The following is a 17022-nucleotide window of genomic DNA, read 5'->3' as shown; positions in this document are numbered from 1 at the left end:
TATAAGATGAGCAAAAAGTGCAGGGTTTCTCGGAGGTCTTTGATGAGTACCCCGATTGCGCCGATTCAGCTTCCCCCCTGTGGTGACTGCACTGCGGATGCGGCATGGTTGGAGGCAGCTCTTCTCAATTGGCTCAATACCGAGTATTTACCGGAAGCGGTGAATCTGGCGATCGCCCAGCGGGCGGCTCAAGTGTACCGCCGTCAGCGATTGGAAGGAGAGCATGATCTTGGCGGCATTCTCTTGGCACTGGTCACGGAGTTGCAAGAGTTTGATTTTTCCCAAAGCTTTTACAGTGAGTTTGCAGTCGCTAATGCGGTGAGTGATTTGCTCCTGCGGCGGCTGGGCATTGAACCCTGCTGTGGGGCGCACTAGGCTTTGGGTTGCCAGTTGGGTTTGACCACTTGACGACAGCGGGCAATGACAAGGGCATGATCCGGTACATCTTCTGTGACCGTTGAACCCGCCGCCACCGTGACATTTTCGCCAAGGGTGACGGGAGCTACTAAAACACTATTAGCACCGGTCTTGGTGCCGCTACCGATATGGGTGGGGTGCTTGTGCACGCCGTCGTAGTTGGCGGTAATGGTTCCTGCCCCGATATTGACACGATCGCCCAAGGTGGCATCGCCTAGGTAAGAGAGATGAGAGGCCTTGGTCTCACTGCCCAACTGCGCTTTTTTTAGCTCGACAAAGTTACCAATGCGGCAGTGATCGGCAACCAGACTTTGCTGGCGGATGTGGGCAAAAGGTCCCACTTGGGTATCATTACCAATTTCACTGTCGCTAATTACGGCATAGCGCACCGTCACCCGTTCCCCAATGACACTATTTTCAATCAAAGTGCCCGGGCCAATGATGCTACCGCTGCCAATACGGGTTTGGCCGCGCAGGTGAGTTTGCGGTTCAATCACCACATCCGGTGCCAGCTCAACGGTGTCTTCAATTGTGGTACTGGCCGGATCAATGAGGGTGACCCCCGCCTGCAACCAAGCGTTTTTAATGCGATTTTGCAGCACTTGATAGGCTGCCGCCAACTGCACGCGATCGTTAACGCCCAAAATTTCCTCATAGTCTTCCACGTCCACCGCCATCACAGGACTGAGGGCATTAACGGCATCGGTGAGGTAGTATTCCTGCTGATCATTATTGGACTGGAGATGGGGCAACACAGCGGCGAGTTGCGGCCAATGGAAACAATACACCCCAGCATTGATACGGCGGTTTTGCTTTTGGGCTGTGGTGCAGTCACGGTCTTCAATAATTTGCTTCAAGATATTCTGACTGTCACAAATCACACGGCCATAACCTTGGGGGTTGGGAATTTGTGCCGTTAAAATCGTGGCCGCATTGTTGTGTTTCTGGTGGACTTCGAGCAACTTCGCCAGTGTCTCCCCACGCACGAGGGGCACATCGCCATTGAGCACCAAAAGATGGCCTTCATAGTCCTTGAGGTGGGGCAAAAGCTGCTGTACAGCATGACCCGTTCCCAGTTGTTCGCGCTGCTCGACAAATTCCACGTGGGGCTGATCAGCTAACGCGGCACGGACAGCGTCTCCCCCATAGCCAATGATCACAAACTGCCGTTGGGGTTGCAGAGATTGAACTTGGTGCAAAACCCAGCCCACCAGCGATCGCCCACCTAGGGGATGGAGAACTTTTGGCAGCGAGGATTTCATCCGTGTGCCTCGTCCTGCCGCTAAGACTGCCACAATGACCATGGATTGATTGTGCCTCAATAGAGCAAAGGGATGGCGAACTAGCAATACTGGGGGGAAGCAGCCCAGCAGCATCAGCGCCATGCACAATTGGAGTATACCAAGGTTGCGGTAGCCAAAGATAGCAGCGCCACAGGCGAGTCAATGCGCCCAAGATGAATCAACGGCACCAAAATCCAGTAAGGTTGATGCAGTAGTTGACGAGTCACTCACAGTCCATGACCGCTTCAAAATCGACCAAGCGACCTGTCCCCTTGGCGGCTCAGTTCCTAAAACTGGTGGGAATCATCCTACTCCTCACCTTTTTGCTCGAGTGGGGCATTCTCTTTATTACCCCCCAGTTCAATAACAGCCAGTGGCAACTCACGGTCGTCAACCAATTCATTGAGCGCGGTGCCACTCCCTTGATTGGGTTTGTCTTTATCTACACTGGCTTTTGGATTCAAGCGGTCTCTGGGAGTGCGACGCAGCCGGAGCCGGGAGAACCTGCCCTCAAGGATTGGCGATTCTGGGTCTTTGTCCTCTCGAGTTTGCTGGGATTGCTCTGCCTGCTGGGGATTCCCCTCTACCTATCGATTACGGGGCAAATTACGGAACAGGCGGTCAACCAAATCAATCAAGAGGCGGCACAGGCAGAAATTCGGGTTGAGCAAGAACAGCAGCAAATTAAACAACTGGCTAGTAGCGGTCAACTGGAGCAACTCCTGAAAAGCAATCAACTGCCCCCCGATCAACAGGCGATTCTCGAGCAGTTACAAAAAGACCCCCGAGCTCTTGATAAACAAGCGGGTCAGGCACGGGAGCGCATCCGCAACCAACAACAGGAAGCAGTGAATCGGGCGCAACAGGAAGCCTTTGTGAATCGTCTAAGGGTAGGAATTCGTAGTTTTCTATTGGCAGTGGGCTTTATTACCATTGGTTGGAGCGGTCTGCGCGAGCACCGCTAGGCATCGTTACCATTGCCGCCTACCTGAGGAGTACAATATGCTCTGCCTCATTGTGCGTTGGCGTCTTCTGTCGCAGTCGGCGGGTCTCGGCTGCTTGATCAGCCTGCTGCTCCAACTGACGGCTGCAGCAGTGGAATTGCGGGTCGCGGTGTTAGAGCGGGTACGTCAAGTAACAATCAGTAGCTCCACCCCAGCGCAATTACGGGATGAGGCGGGTCGGGTGCTGACAGTGGCACCGCAGCAGAATATTACGGCGGTTCTCACGGGGGTGGGGGTACAAGCAGGGGGTGTGCGGGGACGGCAAGTTTTCCTCGAACCTCGAGACAATGGCCTCGTGCGCGTGGGCGATCGCTGGTATCGCGGGCAGTTGCAATTGGTGAGTACCAGTGAGGGTATTATCGCCATCAACCTAGTGGATTTAGAGGAGTATCTACCCAGTGTCGTGGGCAAGGAAATGTATCCCTCTTGGCCACTGGAAGCCCTCAAAGCCCAAGCGGTGGTCTCCCGTTCCTTTGTCCTCTTTCGGCGCGATCGCGAACGCCGTCGTCCCGGTAGTCTTTTTGATGTGGGTGCCACCGTCACCCATCAGGTGTATCCGGGGGTAAGTTCAGAAACCGCCAGTACCCTAGCTGCCGTTGCCGCTACACGCGGTCAAGTGCTTACCTACAATGGCCGCATCATTGAAGCCGTCTTCCATGCCTCCTCGGGGGGGCACACCGAAAATTCAGAGCACGTTTGGCAAAATGTCGTTCCCTACCTGCGCGGTACCCCTGACTTTGACCAAGTCTCCCCCAACTTTCAGTGGACGGTTCGTTTCACCGCAGCACAACTGCAACAACGCCTCGCCGGTATTGGTACCATCGTTGGCTTTCGCCCCTTGCAATTGACCCCCCAAGGGCGAGTCATAGCAGTGCAAGTGGTGGGCACGGCGGGTAGCCGTACGGTTTCAGGCAGTGAACTACGGCGGGTGTTGGGACTGCGCAGTACTCTCCTAACGATTACACCAGAGTACGGCAATGTGGCCAGTCAAACAGGACAAAGTGTGCCGGTAGCCTTTACGATTACGGGGCGGGGTCACGGTCATGGCTTGGGCATGAGCCAATGGGGGGCTTATGGTATGGCACTGCAGGGCTACACCTACGACCAGATTTTGACCTACTATTACCAGGGCGTGACATTGAGTACACTACCCACTATCCATTGAACACTACACTCCTCTTCCCACAGCCTCTTACACTTGGTATTGGCTGCCTGTAAATTTCATTGACGACCTCATTGCCCATGCCCTTTAAGAGCAAGCGGTCTGCCCTTGTTCCCTCTAACCCATGGGTCACGACTCCCTCTTTTATCAACTCTTTGCCCAGTTGCCCCAGACCTTTTTTGACCTCTTGGGTCTAGACTCTTCTGAGGGCTAGCGCTTTGGCTCTGTTGAACTTAAAGAAACCTCCTTTCGCGTCGATGGGGTCTTTTCACCCCCTGACCCCTCAGGAGTGGTCTATTTCTGCGAAGTCCAGTTTCAGCGCGACAACACTTTCTACAGGCGCTTCTTTGCTGAGATTTTCCTGTATCTGCGCCTAAAGCGCGATACGTTCTCTGACTGGCAAGCGGTGGTGATTTACCCTGACCCCCACACGGAGCAGGCAGACATTACTCCCTATGCTCCCCTTGTCAACAGCGATCGCCTGCGGCGGGTGTATCTAAATGAGCGACCGTCGCCAGAGGAGTTGCCATTGAGTCTAGGGCTGATGAAGCTGATGACGTTGTCCAAAGCAGAGATGCCAAAAGCGGCGAAATTCCTCGCGCAGAGCACTCAGGACAAAGTCGTTCAAAAGCGGGAGGTCACAATAGAGTTAATCACGAGGATTATGCTGTATCGGTTCACCGAGCTGAGTCGCGAGGAGATGCTGCGGATGCTGGGACTGACGACTGAGGAACTGAAACGAACACGGTTTTATCAGGAGATTTACACTGAAGGGCGGCAGGAAGGATTATAGGAGGAAGAAGTAGTAGTTGTTCTACGTCTGGTCAGGCGAGGTTTGGGGAGTTGCCCCCTGCCCTGGAAGAGCGTATTCGGCAGCTGTCTGTGGCTTAAATTGAAGCCCTAGCGGCAGCCCTCCTTGACTTCACTGAGTTGGGAGAACTAACGGCTCAATAGAAACCTGCATAGGCCAGCCTTTCGTACTCAAGTATGGTATCCAACGGTATCAAAAGTGCTGTACTTACTGTTGACGAGCCTTGCTGTCCTCGATTATGCTGCCCCTAGCATGACGGGTAAAACTGGTTGTGGTTTTAACACTCTATTTCTTGCGCCACGGGCAGACTGGTTTTAGTCGCGCCAATGCCTACTGTGGAGAACTGGATCCACCCTTGACGGATGCCGGTCTAGCGATGGCTGAGGCCTTTGCTGATCACTATGCCCAGTTACCGTGGCAAGCCGTCTTTGTCAGTCCAATGTTGCGCACTCGAACCACGGCACAACCTCTATGTGATCGCGTGGGTCTGCAGATGCAGATCCGCGATGGTCTGCGGGAAATTCACTATGGTCAGTGGGAAGGCCTCTCCCCGCAAGAGGTGAATGCCAAGTTCCACGATGACTATGTGCGCTGGCTGGCGGATCCGGGCTGGAATGCCCCCACAGGAGGTGAGCGGGGGATTGACATCTACTACCGCAGTAATGCCGTTCTCTTAGAAATTGAACGGGAGTATCCCGACGGCAATGTTCTGCTGGTTTCCCACAAGGCCACAATTCGGATTATGCTCTGTGGTCTTCTTGGTATTGATGTGGGACGATTTCGCGATCGCATTGCTGCCCCGGTAGCCAGTGTCAGTATTGTGGAATATACCTCCCGTGGGCCATTGCTCCTTGCCCTTGCGGAGCGATCGCACCTGAGTCCCGAACTACGGCACTTGCCAGGCACCTAGCCTATACGGTCATAATGTCCTTTTCTTTCTCGGCGAGCAGGGCATCAATTTTACCGATGTATTTATCGGTGAGCTTTTGCACTTTCTCTTGCAAGTCTTTCACTTCATCTTCAGTGAGTTTGCCAGCTTTGCCCTCTTTTTTGATGTGATCAATAGCATCACGGCGAATGTTGCGAATGGCGACTTTGCCCCCTTCGGCAATTTTGGCGGCAGTTTTCACCAGTTCTTTGCGGCGCTCTGTGGTTAAGGGTGGAATATTGAGGCGGACGCTGGAGCCATCGTTGTTGGGCGTCAACCCTAAGTCAGAGAGTTGAATGGCTTTTTCAATGCTGGCTAATGTGGAGCGATCGTAGGGCTGAATCAAAATCGTGGTTGCATCTGGGGTGGAGATATTGGCCAACGAGCGCAGGGGGGTTTCCGTGCCGTAGTAGTCCACCATGACCCGGTCTAATAACGCCGCGTTGGCGCGACCCGTGCGGATACTATTAAAGTCATGCTGGGTTGCTTCAACCGATTTTTGCATCCGCTCTTCGACATCAGCTAATTTCACAGCAGCCTCCAACTATCAGCTAATTTCACAGCAGCCTCCAACCATCGTGCCAATGGGTTCCCCAGTCAAGGCGCGGTAGATGTTACCGGCTGTTTCTAAACTAAACACAATAATGGGGATATCATTATCTTTGCACAGAGCGATCGCTGTACTGTCCATCACCGCCAAGTTGTGGGTGAGAGCATGGGTGTAGGTGAGACTACGGTAGCGACGCGCATTAGGATTTTTGTGGGGATCAGCATCATAGACGCCATCGACTTTAGTGGCCTTGAAGATCACTTCCGCATCAATTTCGGCAGCTCGCAGGGCGGCTGTTGTGTCAGTGGTAAAAAAAGGATTCCCTGACCCCGCCCCAAAGATCACTACCCGTCCCTTTTCCAGATGGCGAATGGCACGGCGACGAATATAGGGTTCGGCTACCTCCTGCATGGCGATCGCTGTCTGTACCCGTGTGGGCACATTCATTTGTTCGAGGGCGTCCTGAAGGGTCATGGCATTCATGACGGTGGCAATCATACCGATGTAGTCTGCCGTTGCCCGATCCATGCCAGCAGCCGCTCCTTTCATACCGCGAAAGATATTGCCACCCCCCACCACAATGGCGGTTTGAACTCCCGCTTGCACCACCTGAGCAATTTCGCTAGCAAATGCCTGCACCACTTTTGGATCAATGCCGTAGTTCAGGTTGCCCATGAGGGCTTCACCGCTCAATTTGAGCAATACGCGGCGATATTTAGGACTCATTGCGAGGATTCTTGCACTCCAATACGCTCCCCATCAACGATAGCAGGTTAGACGCGCCCGGTTGGACTCGAACCAACGACCAATCGCTTAGAAGGCGAGTGCTCTATTCCGCTGAGCTACGGGCGCATTTTTGAATATTTTCCCACAAGGCATAAGCTGAAAGTAAGATCTCCATAGTAAGGATGATTGAGATGGAGCTGAATTCTCCCCCTTCACGTTTACTTTTGGTCTGTGCTGACAACCAGTTGTCACAGCGGATGGGGCAAGACCTTCAGGCAGCAGGCTATGACCCCGTGATTGCAACAACGGAAAAGGAATGTCACTTGGCCTGCACAGAATGGCAGCCTGCCCTGATCATCATGGATCGCTATTTGGGGCGGCTCAATAGTATGGAGTTGTGCCAGCGGTTGCGTCAGCAGGGGATTAGTTTGCCAATTCTACTGATGCTGGAGAGCGATCGCCTAGAAGATCGGGTGGCGGTGCTGGAGTCGGGAGCCGATGATTACCTGCTGCTGCCCTATAGTCCCAAGCCCTTTTTGCAAATGATTCAGCTTTATCTGAAGCCGCCAGTCACCCAAAGCGAGGTGTTGCGATTTGATAATTTGACCCTCGATCTCTTGACGCGGCGGGCGGAGCGCAATGGACGCACAATCGACCTGACGATGAAGGAGTACGAACTGCTGAAATTTCTCATGGAACATCCCCGCGAAGTCCTCACCCGTGAGCAAATTTTGGAAAATGTCTGGGGTTATGACTTTTTGGGAGAATCCAACGTCATTGAAGTGTATATTCGCTATCTGCGGCTAAAGATTGAACCCGATGGTGAAAAACGGTTGATTCACACAGTGCGAGGAGTAGGGTATGTTCTCCGTGAAGCCTAAGTTACGCTGGCTAGTGGTGGGATGGGTCACGTTGGGGTTACTGCTGGGCTGTCAAAGCCTGAGCCAAGGGGATCCAGCCGCACCCCCACAAATGGTTCGCGGCATTCCGCAATATCTACCGATTACGGCCAAGGCGCGCATTCACGATACATGGATTCAGTTGGAAGTGGCGCGCACACCCGCACAGCAGCAGTTGGGCTTGATGTTTCGTCCTGAATTGCCGGGCGATCGCGGGATGCTGTTTCCCATGTCTCCGCCCCAAGTGGCCAGCTTCTGGATGAAGAACTGCCTGATTCCCCTCGACTTGATTTTTCTCAGGAACGGTAAAGTGGTGGCGATCGCCCCGCAAGCCCCTCCTTGCCGAACACTCCCTTGCCCCACCTACGAGTCTGGGGTTCCAGTGGACGCTGTTTTAGAACTAGCGGGTGGCCGCGCCGCTGAATTAGGGCTGAAGGTGGGAGATGCAGTAGAAATTGTCAAGCTCTAATCTGAGCTACTGATTAATCTATCGCCTTGAAAAAGGCTACGCGTGATTAGATAATGTCAATTCAATTTGAAGATAGCCTGAATAAAGGCTGTGTAATCAACGACCAGCCCGTCAAAGAACGAATCACTTCCGCCGTCATTGGTGACAATACAGCTTGCAGCTTTTGACGCAGGGCTTCCAGTGTCTCGAATGACTACCCTACCAATGCTGCCATCACCACTCAATGGGATTGACCTCGGGAGCAAACACAGGCACGACAGTCGGTGGCCAATTGATGGTGTTTGCGCGATGCGCAGTAGCTTGATCCATCTGCACCACCAGCACCGCATCCCACTGCACAATCGCTCTATAGCTGTCAAACCCGCAACGGTGCCATCACTGCTGGGGGGAGGATGCGGGCGGCGTCTTAACTGCAATCGCGGCTGGCGTCCCCCTTGGCGATAGGCGCTGAGCCGTAATGGTGGGCGCGTTGCGATCGAGCAATGGGGCCATTTGGGGCGGCGGTGGACAAGTCCTGGCTTGAGCCAGTAGAGCATCTGCAAGCGTTCGGGCATCGGTTTCGTACTGGACAGCCGTTTTCACAGGGATGATCAGAAGAACACGTAGTCTGGCTCTGCCACAGATTGCCATTATGTCAAGACATTGAACCGAATAGAAAACGGCTGTAAGCGGCGTTGCAGTGCTTCAGAGCTTTCTGTAATTGTCTGTAATTGTGAGCAGGAGCGGGCGAGCCATAAAGGTCTCCTACTGAAGAAAGATTTTCACTAGAGCTGCCTCCATTTCTTTTAGGGACTTGGCAAGGTTTCCGTTGGAGCTGCTTGCTGGTGAGTCAAAAGCTAAAGGCTCTGCAGTTTGTTCTTGCTTTTGTTCTTCTGACACCTCAGAAATTGCGGAGTTAAACTGAATTTGATTGAGGATGGTAGCTTCTATTTCTGGCGTATCATTTTCTTCAATAATCAGAGCATTGATTTCTTTAAGATTGGCTTTTTGGGCAGCATAATACTGAGGATAGACCGACAAGAGTTTGAAGCGGTGACAGGCTAAGCGATCGCCCAGTCAAGGCACTAATAAGGGTGGAAAACAGATACCTGCTTTCAGAACTGCACTAGCAAGCAATCGTCCCCTGATCTCGAATGGTAATAACTTTCACGCCTCTTTCCTGTCGAGTGAGTTACTGAGGGTTTAGGAGGCGGTGACGGTGTTGCGATCGCCGGCACCTGCAAGGTTGGCAGGGCTAAAAGTCAACTCACCATTGGCCAAATCTACCAAAATCGTATCGCCGGGTGCAAAGACCTCTTCAAGGATCTTCACGGCGAGGGGGTTCTCCAATTCCCGTTGAATGGCGCGCTTCAGAGGACGTGCCCCATAGACTGGATCAAAGCCCACGGCTACCAAATGATCTAGCGCTGCCGGGGTGAGGCGCAGGCGAATTTTTTGATCTGCAAGGAGTTTCTCCACCCGTCGCAGTTGAATTTGGGCAATCTGTGCCAGTTCAGTCCGCCCTAGGCCATGGAAGAGGATCAAGTCATCAATGCGGTTGAGAAATTCGGGGCGAAAATACTTTTGCGCACTTTGGAGCACCCGTTGGCGCATTTCCTCATAGCGACTGTCATCCCCGGCCAAGTCTAAAATATGCTCGCTGCCTAAGTTGCTGGTCATGATAATAACGGTATTGCGGAAGTCCACCGTTCGCCCTTGGGAATCAGTGACGCGGCCATCATCGAGCACCTGCAAGAGCACATTAAAGACTTCGGGATGGGCTTTTTCCACCTCATCAAACAGCACCACTGCATAGGGACGACGGCGAATCGCTTCCGTCAGTTGCCCGCCACTGTCAAAGCCCACATACCCCGGTGGTGCGCCAATCATGCGGGAGACGGCGTGTTTTTCCATGTACTCCGACATATCAATGCGCACAAGGGCATTTTCATCATCAAAGAGTGCTTCTGCAAGGGCACGAGCCAGTTCCGTTTTACCAACCCCCGTCGGTCCCATAAAGAGAAAGGAGCCAATGGGACGGGCAGGATCTTTCATGCCAGCTCGCGCTCGGCGAATCGCTGCGGCCACGGCTGCGACGGCATCGGTTTGACCAATTACCCGCTGATGCAGGACTTGTTCCAGTTGCAGGAGTTTTTGCCGTTCTGAGGCCATCAATTTTTGCAGCGGAATGCCTGTCCATTTGGCAACAATTTCAGCAATGTCGGCTTCCGTGACTTGATCGCGCAAAAAGGTACCGCCTTCGGCCTGAAGTTCCAAAAGTTGCGCTTCGGTGCTCTCCAACTCCCGTTGCAGGGTTTCGAGGCGACCGTATTTAAGTTGAGCGGCTTTGTTGAGGTTGTAGTCCCGCTCTGCTTGCTCGATTTGCAGCTTGACCTGATCTTCCTCTTCCTTGAGGCTGTTAATGCGCTCTAGGAGGTCTTTTTCTGCTTGCCAGCGGGCTTGCATGGCCTGTTGTCGCGGTTGCAGTTGGGCAATTTCCTCTTCAATGCGCTGAAGGCGATCGCGGGTGGCTTGCAGTGGCGCTTGGCTCAGGGGCAGACTTTCTTCCTGCTTGAGGGAGAGTTTTTCCATCTCCAGTTGGCGCAGTCGCCGCTCAAGGGCTTCTAGTTCAGCAGGCTTGGTGGTGATTTCCATTTTCAGTTTGGCCGCCGCTTCATCCACAAGGTCAATGGCCTTGTCGGGCAAAAAGCGATCGCTAATATACCGATCCGAAAGCATCGCTGCTGCCACCAATGCCGAGTCGGTAATTTTGACATTGTGGTGAATTTCATAGCGATCCTTGAGACCCCGCAAAATTGAGATTGTATCCTCAACGCTGGGCTGGCCAATATACACCTGCTGGAAGCGACGCTCAAGAGCGGCATCCTTCTCAATATGCTTGCGGTATTCATCTAGGGTGGTGGCACCAATACAGCGCAGTTCGCCCCGCGCCAACATCGGCTTCAGGAGGTTACTGGCATCCATCGAGGAGTTTTGATTGGCACCGGCCCCAACCACGGTGTGCAGTTCATCAATAAAGAGAACAATTTGACCGTCGGAATGGGTCACTTCGTGGAGAACGGCCTTGAGGCGATCTTCAAAGTCACCGCGAAACTTGGCACCCGCCACCAAACTCCCCAGATCAAGGGAAATCAACCGCCGATTTTTTAGGGATTCTGGCACATCCCCATTGATAATCCGCTGGGCAAGGCCTTCGGCAATGGCGGTTTTACCCACACCCGGTTCACCAATGAGCACAGGGTTATTTTTGGTGCGGCGGGAGAGAACTTGAATGACACGGCGAATTTCTTCGTCGCGGCCAATGACGGGATCCAGTTTCCCTTGGCGGGCTGCTTCGGTGAGATCGCGACCGTACTTTTCAAGGGCAGCGTATTTATTTTCGGGGTTTTGGTCTAAGACTTTTTGGGCGCCGCGAATCGCTTTGACGGTGGCCGCCAACTGCTCACGATCGCAATTCAAAGCGCGGAACAGTCGTTGACCGATGCGGCGATCGCCAACAAATGCGAGGACAAGATGCTCAATCGAAATAAACTGATCCTCTTGCTCTTGGCGCAGACGATTGGCTTCATCAAGGAGGGCATCCAAACTGCGGCCACAGTAGAGTTCGCTCCCCGTTGGCACGCGGGGTTGCTGTTTGGCAAAGTCCATCAGCCGCTTGAGAACCCATTCGGTATCAATATCGGCCCGTTCAAAGATCAGTTGCCCCAGTCCCTCTTCCCGCAGGAGGGCAATCATCAAGTGCTCTGTTTCCAGATATTGGCTGCGATATTCCCGTGCCACATCTTGGGACTTAACAATCGCTTCCCATGCTTTATCAGTAAACTTTGTTGGATCCGTTGGTTGCATAGTGATAATTGAGGGCAAAACCCCACCGACCGTGAATGCATTATGCCATCATCTTCAGTGTAATCAACCGGCCACCGCCACACCCGCAGGACGACCTATAGAGGTGGCAAAGAGAGAAACTGCCGCAGGAGATTAGCCAATTCTTTCTTGTCGCCATAGCCACTGCTGGGGTACCGCTGCCCCGATCCAAATCCAGCCTTAACGAAAGAAATGGAACTCATCCTTTTTGAGTCATCAGCCCCGTTTGAGTAACGATGCACCTAATAGGGAACGGTTTGGCGTTGGCAGTGAATCTCCCCAACCGAAAAGAAGATGAGCCAAAATATAAGTGTAAATGTAATGCCGCCGATAAACCCAATCTGCCAAGGGCGTTCCCGCACCCGCAAGCGATCGTCCGTTGGCTCCAAGATTTTATCCTTCAGCCCTCAAAAATTCTGCGACACTGGCTGCCAACTGCTGAAAATTGGGTTCGATGCGTTGACCCAGATACTCCTCCACGGCGCGAGCAATCATGCCAGCTAAGAATGAGGGTACCCCCGGAATCCGTTTTGGATCAATGCGTAGATGACCTCGGCTGGTGATAATTGTTGAGTCACCCGCAGCAATGAATTGATTTTCGCCTTGGCAGTCAATCGCCTCAGTAAAGGCATGGGGCGCAATACGCCAGCGGGTGAGATAGTCGCGATCGTTCCAATGGGTGTAGTCCGTCCACGAGAGCATTGCCTCACTCAGGAGTGCCCGGGCTGCTGCTGGAATTTCCCCGCCGCCATGCCAGACTAGAACCATTTCTAGGGCTTGAGGCTGTTCCTTGCGCTCTTGCACTTCAATTTCACGGACGTTGGGCATCCAGTTCACTAGTTCTGGCAGGCGATCGCGATAGGTGCGATAGACGTGCTCGCGGGGAAAAGGCAACTGTACTTGTGAAAAAATTTCCATTATCCTATTCCCACTGTGGACGCCGCCGCGCAATCACAACCACGTAATCTCCCACCTGTAACTCATAGTTCATCGGTGGATTAATATACGTTTGGCGACGCCCCTCAACGCGACGTTCCACAGCAACTAAGAGGGCATCGTACTGCTCCTTGAGGTGTCGTTGCGCATACCAAAAGGTTTTGCCCGCCAGTGTTGAGGGTACAGAGAGCCGATAAAATTGGTTCCCTACCTGGACCGTCAGCAATTCCGCAAAAACATCCATCGCTCCTTGATTGCGCACTGCATTGCCAATCAGGTGACCTGCCATTTCATCAGCCACCACCACATCTTCCACCCCTGCCGCCTGAAGTTGCACATTATTATTGCGATCCAAAAGCTGGGCACAGGTGTAAATCGTTGGATTGAGTTTTTCCATGGTCAGTGCAGCGAGAACCGTTCGGGCATCGCGGTCTTGATCACTGCGGGGCTGGCTGGTATCGGCCAAGAGAATGGCACGGGAGGCGTGGTAAATCTGCACCTTCTCTAAAACATCAATGCGAGTATAGTCTCCCGAATAAAAGTAGAGGCGATTTTGATCTACTCTCCGCAACTCACTCAAGGGCAACTGTTCAAGTTCAGCAACAATGACAATTGGCGCATGGCGGGTTTGGGGATCGGTTTGCAACTCCTCCAACACAAGGGGGGCACTGCGATTCCAGCCACAGAGAATAATGTGGTTGCGCAACTCATCCAAGTCAAAGTTCTTAATGCTCATGACCGATTGCAACCGCTGCACCATGAAGGCAGACACCACCCCTGTAAACACCGCAAACAAGGTCAGCCCCGACAAAACGACCACTAGGGTAATGATCCGCCCAGCGTGGGTTTGGGGATAGGCACCAATGGGTTCGGCGGACACTAAGGAAAAGAAACTGTACCACAGGGCATCCCCAAGGGTCTCGATGTCTGGGTTTGAGGTTCCTTCGATAATATAAAAAGCCAGTCCCCCAAAGAGCATGATCAACACAATGATTAACAGTGCTGAAATTTGGGCACCGTAGAGACCAGAAATCTGAGGGGAAATGTAGTGCAGGTTGCGGTTAATCAGAATCGAGGCACGGGGCAGACGTAGCAGCGGTAGCAAACGAAACAGGGGCCACTGGGGCGGCATCGGTAAAATCGCGACTAGATCAAGCCAGTAGTGGCGGAAAAATCGTTGCTTTTTGCGGGCGATCGCAAAGCGTAGGAATAACTCAACAACAAAGCACAGCCGTAAGGGTAAATCCGCCAGCATCACAAAAAAATTAGGGTGGCCGGGCTGTACCCAGAAGAGATCAACCACCACTAAAAGCACCCATACTAGGATCAAAACCAACAGGCTGATTTCTACCTGTGGTGAGTGCAGAAATAGATCAAGCTGTTGTCTCAGCCGGCTTTGTCCCATGAGTGCCACTAGAAGAGAACATCAAATTGGCGCGATCGCCGGCTAACAATCAGATTTAGGTGGGAATCAATTCTCCCGGACGCAGTTTTGCCCACCGCCCCTGTTCTTCGACGAAACTAGCACAGCCAACCACATCCCACTCCAATAGAATTTCTTCCCCTTGGGTACGGATGTTGATATTGATCGTCGGCTCAATTGGGTCAAAGTCTGGGGTGAGGGTCAGATGGGGCTGTTGGTGCTGCTCCTCAACGGCATAGTAGGTGGTACAGCGATCCACAAGGGCACAGTTAACACAGATACACATGGCGAACTCTCCCAATGCCACATGCTCCTACTCTAACGCATCCCCTAGGGTCGCCAAGGAAACTGCTGAAAGTTGGGGGGGCGTTTTTCTAAAAAGGCGGCCTTGCCCTCGGCACTCTCTTGGGTGAGGTAGTACAGCAAGGTTGCATTGCCGGCTAATTCCTGTAGGCCGGCCTGACCATCACAATCGGCATTAAAGGCCGCCTTCAAGCACCGAATGGCCAAGGGACTTTTGCTGAGAATCTCTTGCGCCCAGCGGATCCCCTCAGCCTCCAGCTCCTCAACGGGGACAACGGTATTGACCAAGCCCATCGCTAAGGCTTCCTGAGCCGTATATTGCCGACAGAGAAACCAAATTTCACGGGCTTTTTTCTGGCCGACAATGCGGGCAAGATAACTGGCACCAAACCCAGCATCAAAACTACCCACCCGTGGCCCCGTTTGACCAAAAATGGCATTCTCAGCAGCAATGGTGAGGTCACAGACCAAGTGCAGCACATGGCCACCGCCAATGGCATAGCCGGCCACAAGGGCAATCACCACCTTTGGTAGGGAGCGAATTTGCCGTTGCAGATCCAATACATTCAGCCGTGCTACCCCCTGATCATCCAGATAGCCTGCCTCACCCCGAACGCTTTGGTCACCACCTGCACAAAAGGCATACTTACCATCGGTGTGGGGGCCTGCTCCGGTGAGCAAGACAACGCCAATCGTGGGATCGTTGCGGGCATCCTCAAAGGCTTGACTCATTTCAACAATGGTTTGGGGGCGAAAGGCATTGCGCTTGTGGGGACGGTTAATCGTAATTTTGGCAATGCCCGTCGTTTTGTGGTACAGGATGTCAGTGTAGTCGTGAACCTGCTGCCAGTGGACGCTGTCCATAGAAGGTGATTGGTGAGATGGATTCTCATTGTAACCTGAGCGGTTCTCGGGTTTAGATGGGGGCAAAATCGCAAAAAAAATTAACATCCACCACTCAGGGGAGTCTGGAAAAGTGGTGTTAGGCTGTTGCTGACAATAGTTTGTGCTTCTTTGCTATGAGCAAGCTCCTCAATACTTGCCCCAATTTGCAAGCGGATTGCGATCGCCTCCTTCAGCTATTGAATGCGCAGCCCAAGCTGCGCTCCTTTGATATTACGCCGGTCCAACCTTCCCTGCGCAAGGCGGTTTCGCCAACATTGGAGATTGTCTTTGCGGGACCTTTTAGTGCTGGCAAATCAATGCTCATCAGTGACATCAGCCGCTATCTGGGCGAAGAAAAGTATCCCCAACTGTTGGAGCAACTAGTCAGCGATCTGCAAAATGTCTGCATTAACCTCAGCAATTTGTAGCAGCCAGAACCCCATGAATTAAAACAGCAACCCAATGATATTGAAGCCCTCAAGCCAACGAAGCTTCTTGAGCTCAGCCAAGAACTGAAAGCCGCGTCACTTCCTTAAGATCAAGAAAACCACTGAAGTTACCTATCGAGCAGCGATCCCCAGCGCGATTACAGAGCCTCTGCCGAGCCGTCTGATGCAGCGATGTCCCCTATACTGGCGGATGGGAGCACTAACCCGTTGGCTGGCCATAACAGGTACCATAAAACTTTAGGCATATGGGCATAGCAGCAAATGAGTAGTGATTTTCTCGCAGGACTGAATCCATCACAGCGGCAGGCGGTGGAGCACTATTGTGGCCCGATGTTGGTGGTGGCAGGCGCTGGTTCCGGGAAAACACGCACGCTCATCTATCGAATTGCCCATTTGACCCATTTGATTCGCCATCATCAGGTGGCACCAGAAAACATTTTGGCGGTGACGTTTACGAATAAGGCTGCCCGCGAAATGAAATAGCAAAACAGCTCTATCAGCGAGACTTGCTAGATCTCTCTCCCGGCGAACAACAGCGGGTGCGATCGCGCGTCTATCAAACCTACACGCAGCCCCTTTGGATTGGCACTTTCCACAGCCTGTGTGAACGACTCCTGCGTTTGGAAATAGAGGCCTATCAACATCCCCAAGGCTATCGCTGGACGCGGCATTTCACGATTTTTGATGAGTCGGATGTGCAAAGCCTGATTAAAGAAATTGCCACGGGGGAACTCAATGAGCGCAAGCATGATCCGCGCGGTATCCGCTACAGAATTAGCCATGCCAAAAACCGAGGGCTAAGCCCCGATCAATTGGAGCAGGAACAGCGATCGCCCGCTGGCCGTATAGCCGCAGAGGTTTATCGTCGCTATGAGGCAACTCTTGCCAAGAATAACGCCCTTGACTTTGATGA

General features: G+C 52.8%; 18 protein-coding genes, 1 tRNA gene and 2 pseudogenes. 9 read left to right on the top strand and 12 right to left on the bottom strand.

Annotation, left to right across the window (positions count from 1 at the left end):
• Window positions 1-42 precede the first annotated feature (42 nt).
• Window positions 43-375 carry a hypothetical protein gene (locus IGQ15_RS04430; RefSeq protein ID WP_297049002.1) on the top strand — a complete coding sequence of 111 codons (333 nt, stop codon included), beginning with the start codon at window positions 43-45 and terminating at the stop codon, window positions 373-375.
• On the opposite strand, the gene glmU is transcribed toward IGQ15_RS04430, so the two are convergent.
• Window positions 372-1721: a bifunctional UDP-N-acetylglucosamine diphosphorylase/glucosamine-1-phosphate N-acetyltransferase GlmU gene (gene glmU, locus IGQ15_RS04425; protein ID WP_297049000.1), complete on the bottom strand. Its 1350-nt coding sequence runs from the start codon at window positions 1719-1721 to the stop codon at window positions 372-374. The genes IGQ15_RS04430 and glmU overlap by 4 nt on opposite strands.
• A 215-nt stretch (window positions 1722-1936) precedes the next feature.
• Between glmU and IGQ15_RS04420 the strand changes: the two genes are divergently transcribed.
• From IGQ15_RS04420 to IGQ15_RS04405, 4 genes and pseudogenes are all read left to right on the top strand, one after another.
• Entirely contained in the window at window positions 1937-2665 is a 729-nt protein-coding gene (locus IGQ15_RS04420; RefSeq protein WP_297048998.1) for an HpsJ family protein, read from the top strand.
• 37 nt (window positions 2666-2702) lie between these two features.
• Window positions 2703-3869, top strand: a complete 1167-nt coding sequence (locus IGQ15_RS04415) for a SpoIID/LytB domain-containing protein (protein WP_297048996.1) — start codon at window positions 2703-2705, stop codon at window positions 3867-3869.
• Window positions 3870-4140: 271 nt separating this feature from the next.
• Window positions 4141-4659 (top strand): annotated as a pseudogene (locus IGQ15_RS04410) (DUF2887 domain-containing protein); the annotation flags it as partial.
• A 289-nt stretch (window positions 4660-4948) separates the two neighbouring features.
• A complete protein-coding gene (locus IGQ15_RS04405; protein WP_297048994.1) occupies window positions 4949-5587 on the top strand; it encodes a histidine phosphatase family protein in 639 nt (212 codons plus the stop codon).
• Window position 5588: 1 nt separating this feature from the next.
• On the opposite strand, the gene frr is transcribed toward IGQ15_RS04405, so the two are convergent.
• The 3 genes from frr to IGQ15_RS04390 form a co-directional block, all read right to left on the bottom strand.
• On the bottom strand, window positions 5589-6137 hold the full coding sequence (gene frr / locus IGQ15_RS04400; protein WP_297048992.1) for a ribosome recycling factor: 549 nt from the start codon (window positions 6135-6137) through the stop codon (window positions 5589-5591).
• A 15-nt stretch (window positions 6138-6152) separates the two neighbouring features.
• Window positions 6153-6881: a UMP kinase gene (pyrH, locus tag IGQ15_RS04395; RefSeq protein WP_297048990.1), complete on the bottom strand. Its 729-nt coding sequence runs from the start codon at window positions 6879-6881 to the stop codon at window positions 6153-6155.
• A 52-nt stretch (window positions 6882-6933) separates the two neighbouring features.
• Window positions 6934-7007, bottom strand: a tRNA-Arg gene (locus IGQ15_RS04390).
• 65 nt (window positions 7008-7072) lie between these two features.
• Here IGQ15_RS04390 and nblR point away from each other — a divergent pair.
• Together nblR and IGQ15_RS04380 are read left to right on the top strand one after the other, a co-directional pair.
• A complete protein-coding gene (gene nblR, locus IGQ15_RS04385; protein ID WP_297048989.1) occupies window positions 7073-7762 on the top strand; it encodes a response regulator transcription factor NblR in 690 nt (229 codons plus the stop codon).
• Complete coding sequence (locus IGQ15_RS04380) at window positions 7743-8249, top strand: DUF192 domain-containing protein (RefSeq protein ID WP_297048988.1); 507 nt, start codon at window positions 7743-7745, stop codon at window positions 8247-8249. Before nblR ends, IGQ15_RS04380 begins: the two co-directional genes overlap by 20 nt.
• 375 nt (window positions 8250-8624) lie before the next feature.
• On the opposite strand, the gene IGQ15_RS04375 is transcribed toward IGQ15_RS04380, so the two are convergent.
• The 8 genes from IGQ15_RS04375 to menB form a co-directional block, all read right to left on the bottom strand.
• Window positions 8625-8831, bottom strand: a complete 207-nt coding sequence (locus IGQ15_RS04375; protein ID WP_297048987.1) for a hypothetical protein — start codon at window positions 8829-8831, stop codon at window positions 8625-8627.
• A 162-nt stretch (window positions 8832-8993) separates the two neighbouring features.
• A complete protein-coding gene (locus IGQ15_RS04370) occupies window positions 8994-9269 on the bottom strand; it encodes a hypothetical protein (protein WP_297048985.1) in 276 nt (91 codons plus the stop codon).
• A gap of 162 nt (window positions 9270-9431) precedes the next feature.
• Window positions 9432-12095, bottom strand: coding sequence for an ATP-dependent chaperone ClpB (clpB, locus tag IGQ15_RS04365; protein WP_297048983.1), 2664 nt, complete (start codon window positions 12093-12095; stop codon window positions 9432-9434).
• A gap of 260 nt (window positions 12096-12355) precedes the next feature.
• On the bottom strand, window positions 12356-12502 hold the full coding sequence (locus tag IGQ15_RS04360; RefSeq protein ID WP_297048981.1) for a hypothetical protein: 147 nt from the start codon (window positions 12500-12502) through the stop codon (window positions 12356-12358).
• Window positions 12503-12506: 4 nt separating this feature from the next.
• On the bottom strand, window positions 12507-13031 hold the full coding sequence (locus IGQ15_RS04355; protein WP_297048980.1) for an SRPBCC family protein: 525 nt from the start codon (window positions 13029-13031) through the stop codon (window positions 12507-12509).
• Window positions 13032-13035: 4 nt separating this feature from the next.
• On the bottom strand, window positions 13036-14454 hold the full coding sequence (locus IGQ15_RS04350; protein ID WP_363315785.1) for an NAD-binding protein: 1419 nt from the start codon (window positions 14452-14454) through the stop codon (window positions 13036-13038).
• A 55-nt stretch (window positions 14455-14509) separates the two neighbouring features.
• The gene (locus IGQ15_RS04345; RefSeq protein WP_149819240.1) at window positions 14510-14758 is read right to left on the bottom strand and encodes a Ycf34 family protein; all 249 of its coding nucleotides are present in this window, start codon (window positions 14756-14758) and stop codon (window positions 14510-14512) included.
• 44 nt (window positions 14759-14802) lie between these two features.
• Window positions 14803-15639: a 1,4-dihydroxy-2-naphthoyl-CoA synthase gene (menB, locus tag IGQ15_RS04340; RefSeq protein WP_297048976.1), complete on the bottom strand. Its 837-nt coding sequence runs from the start codon at window positions 15637-15639 to the stop codon at window positions 14803-14805.
• 155 nt (window positions 15640-15794) lie between these two features.
• Here menB and IGQ15_RS04335 point away from each other — a divergent pair, with 155 nt between their 5' ends.
• Both IGQ15_RS04335 and IGQ15_RS12010 read left to right on the top strand, forming a co-directional pair.
• Window positions 15795-16088, top strand: a complete 294-nt coding sequence (locus IGQ15_RS04335; RefSeq protein WP_297048974.1) for a hypothetical protein — start codon at window positions 15795-15797, stop codon at window positions 16086-16088.
• A gap of 282 nt (window positions 16089-16370) precedes the next feature.
• Window positions 16371-17022: pseudogene (locus IGQ15_RS12010) on the top strand (UvrD-helicase domain-containing protein); the annotation flags it as partial.

The organism is Thermosynechococcus sp. M98_K2018_005 (genome assembly GCF_015295825.1).
Lineage (GTDB): Bacteria > Cyanobacteriota > Cyanobacteriia > Thermosynechococcales > Thermosynechococcaceae > Thermosynechococcus.
This window is presented reverse-complemented; position numbering and strand designations above follow the sequence as displayed.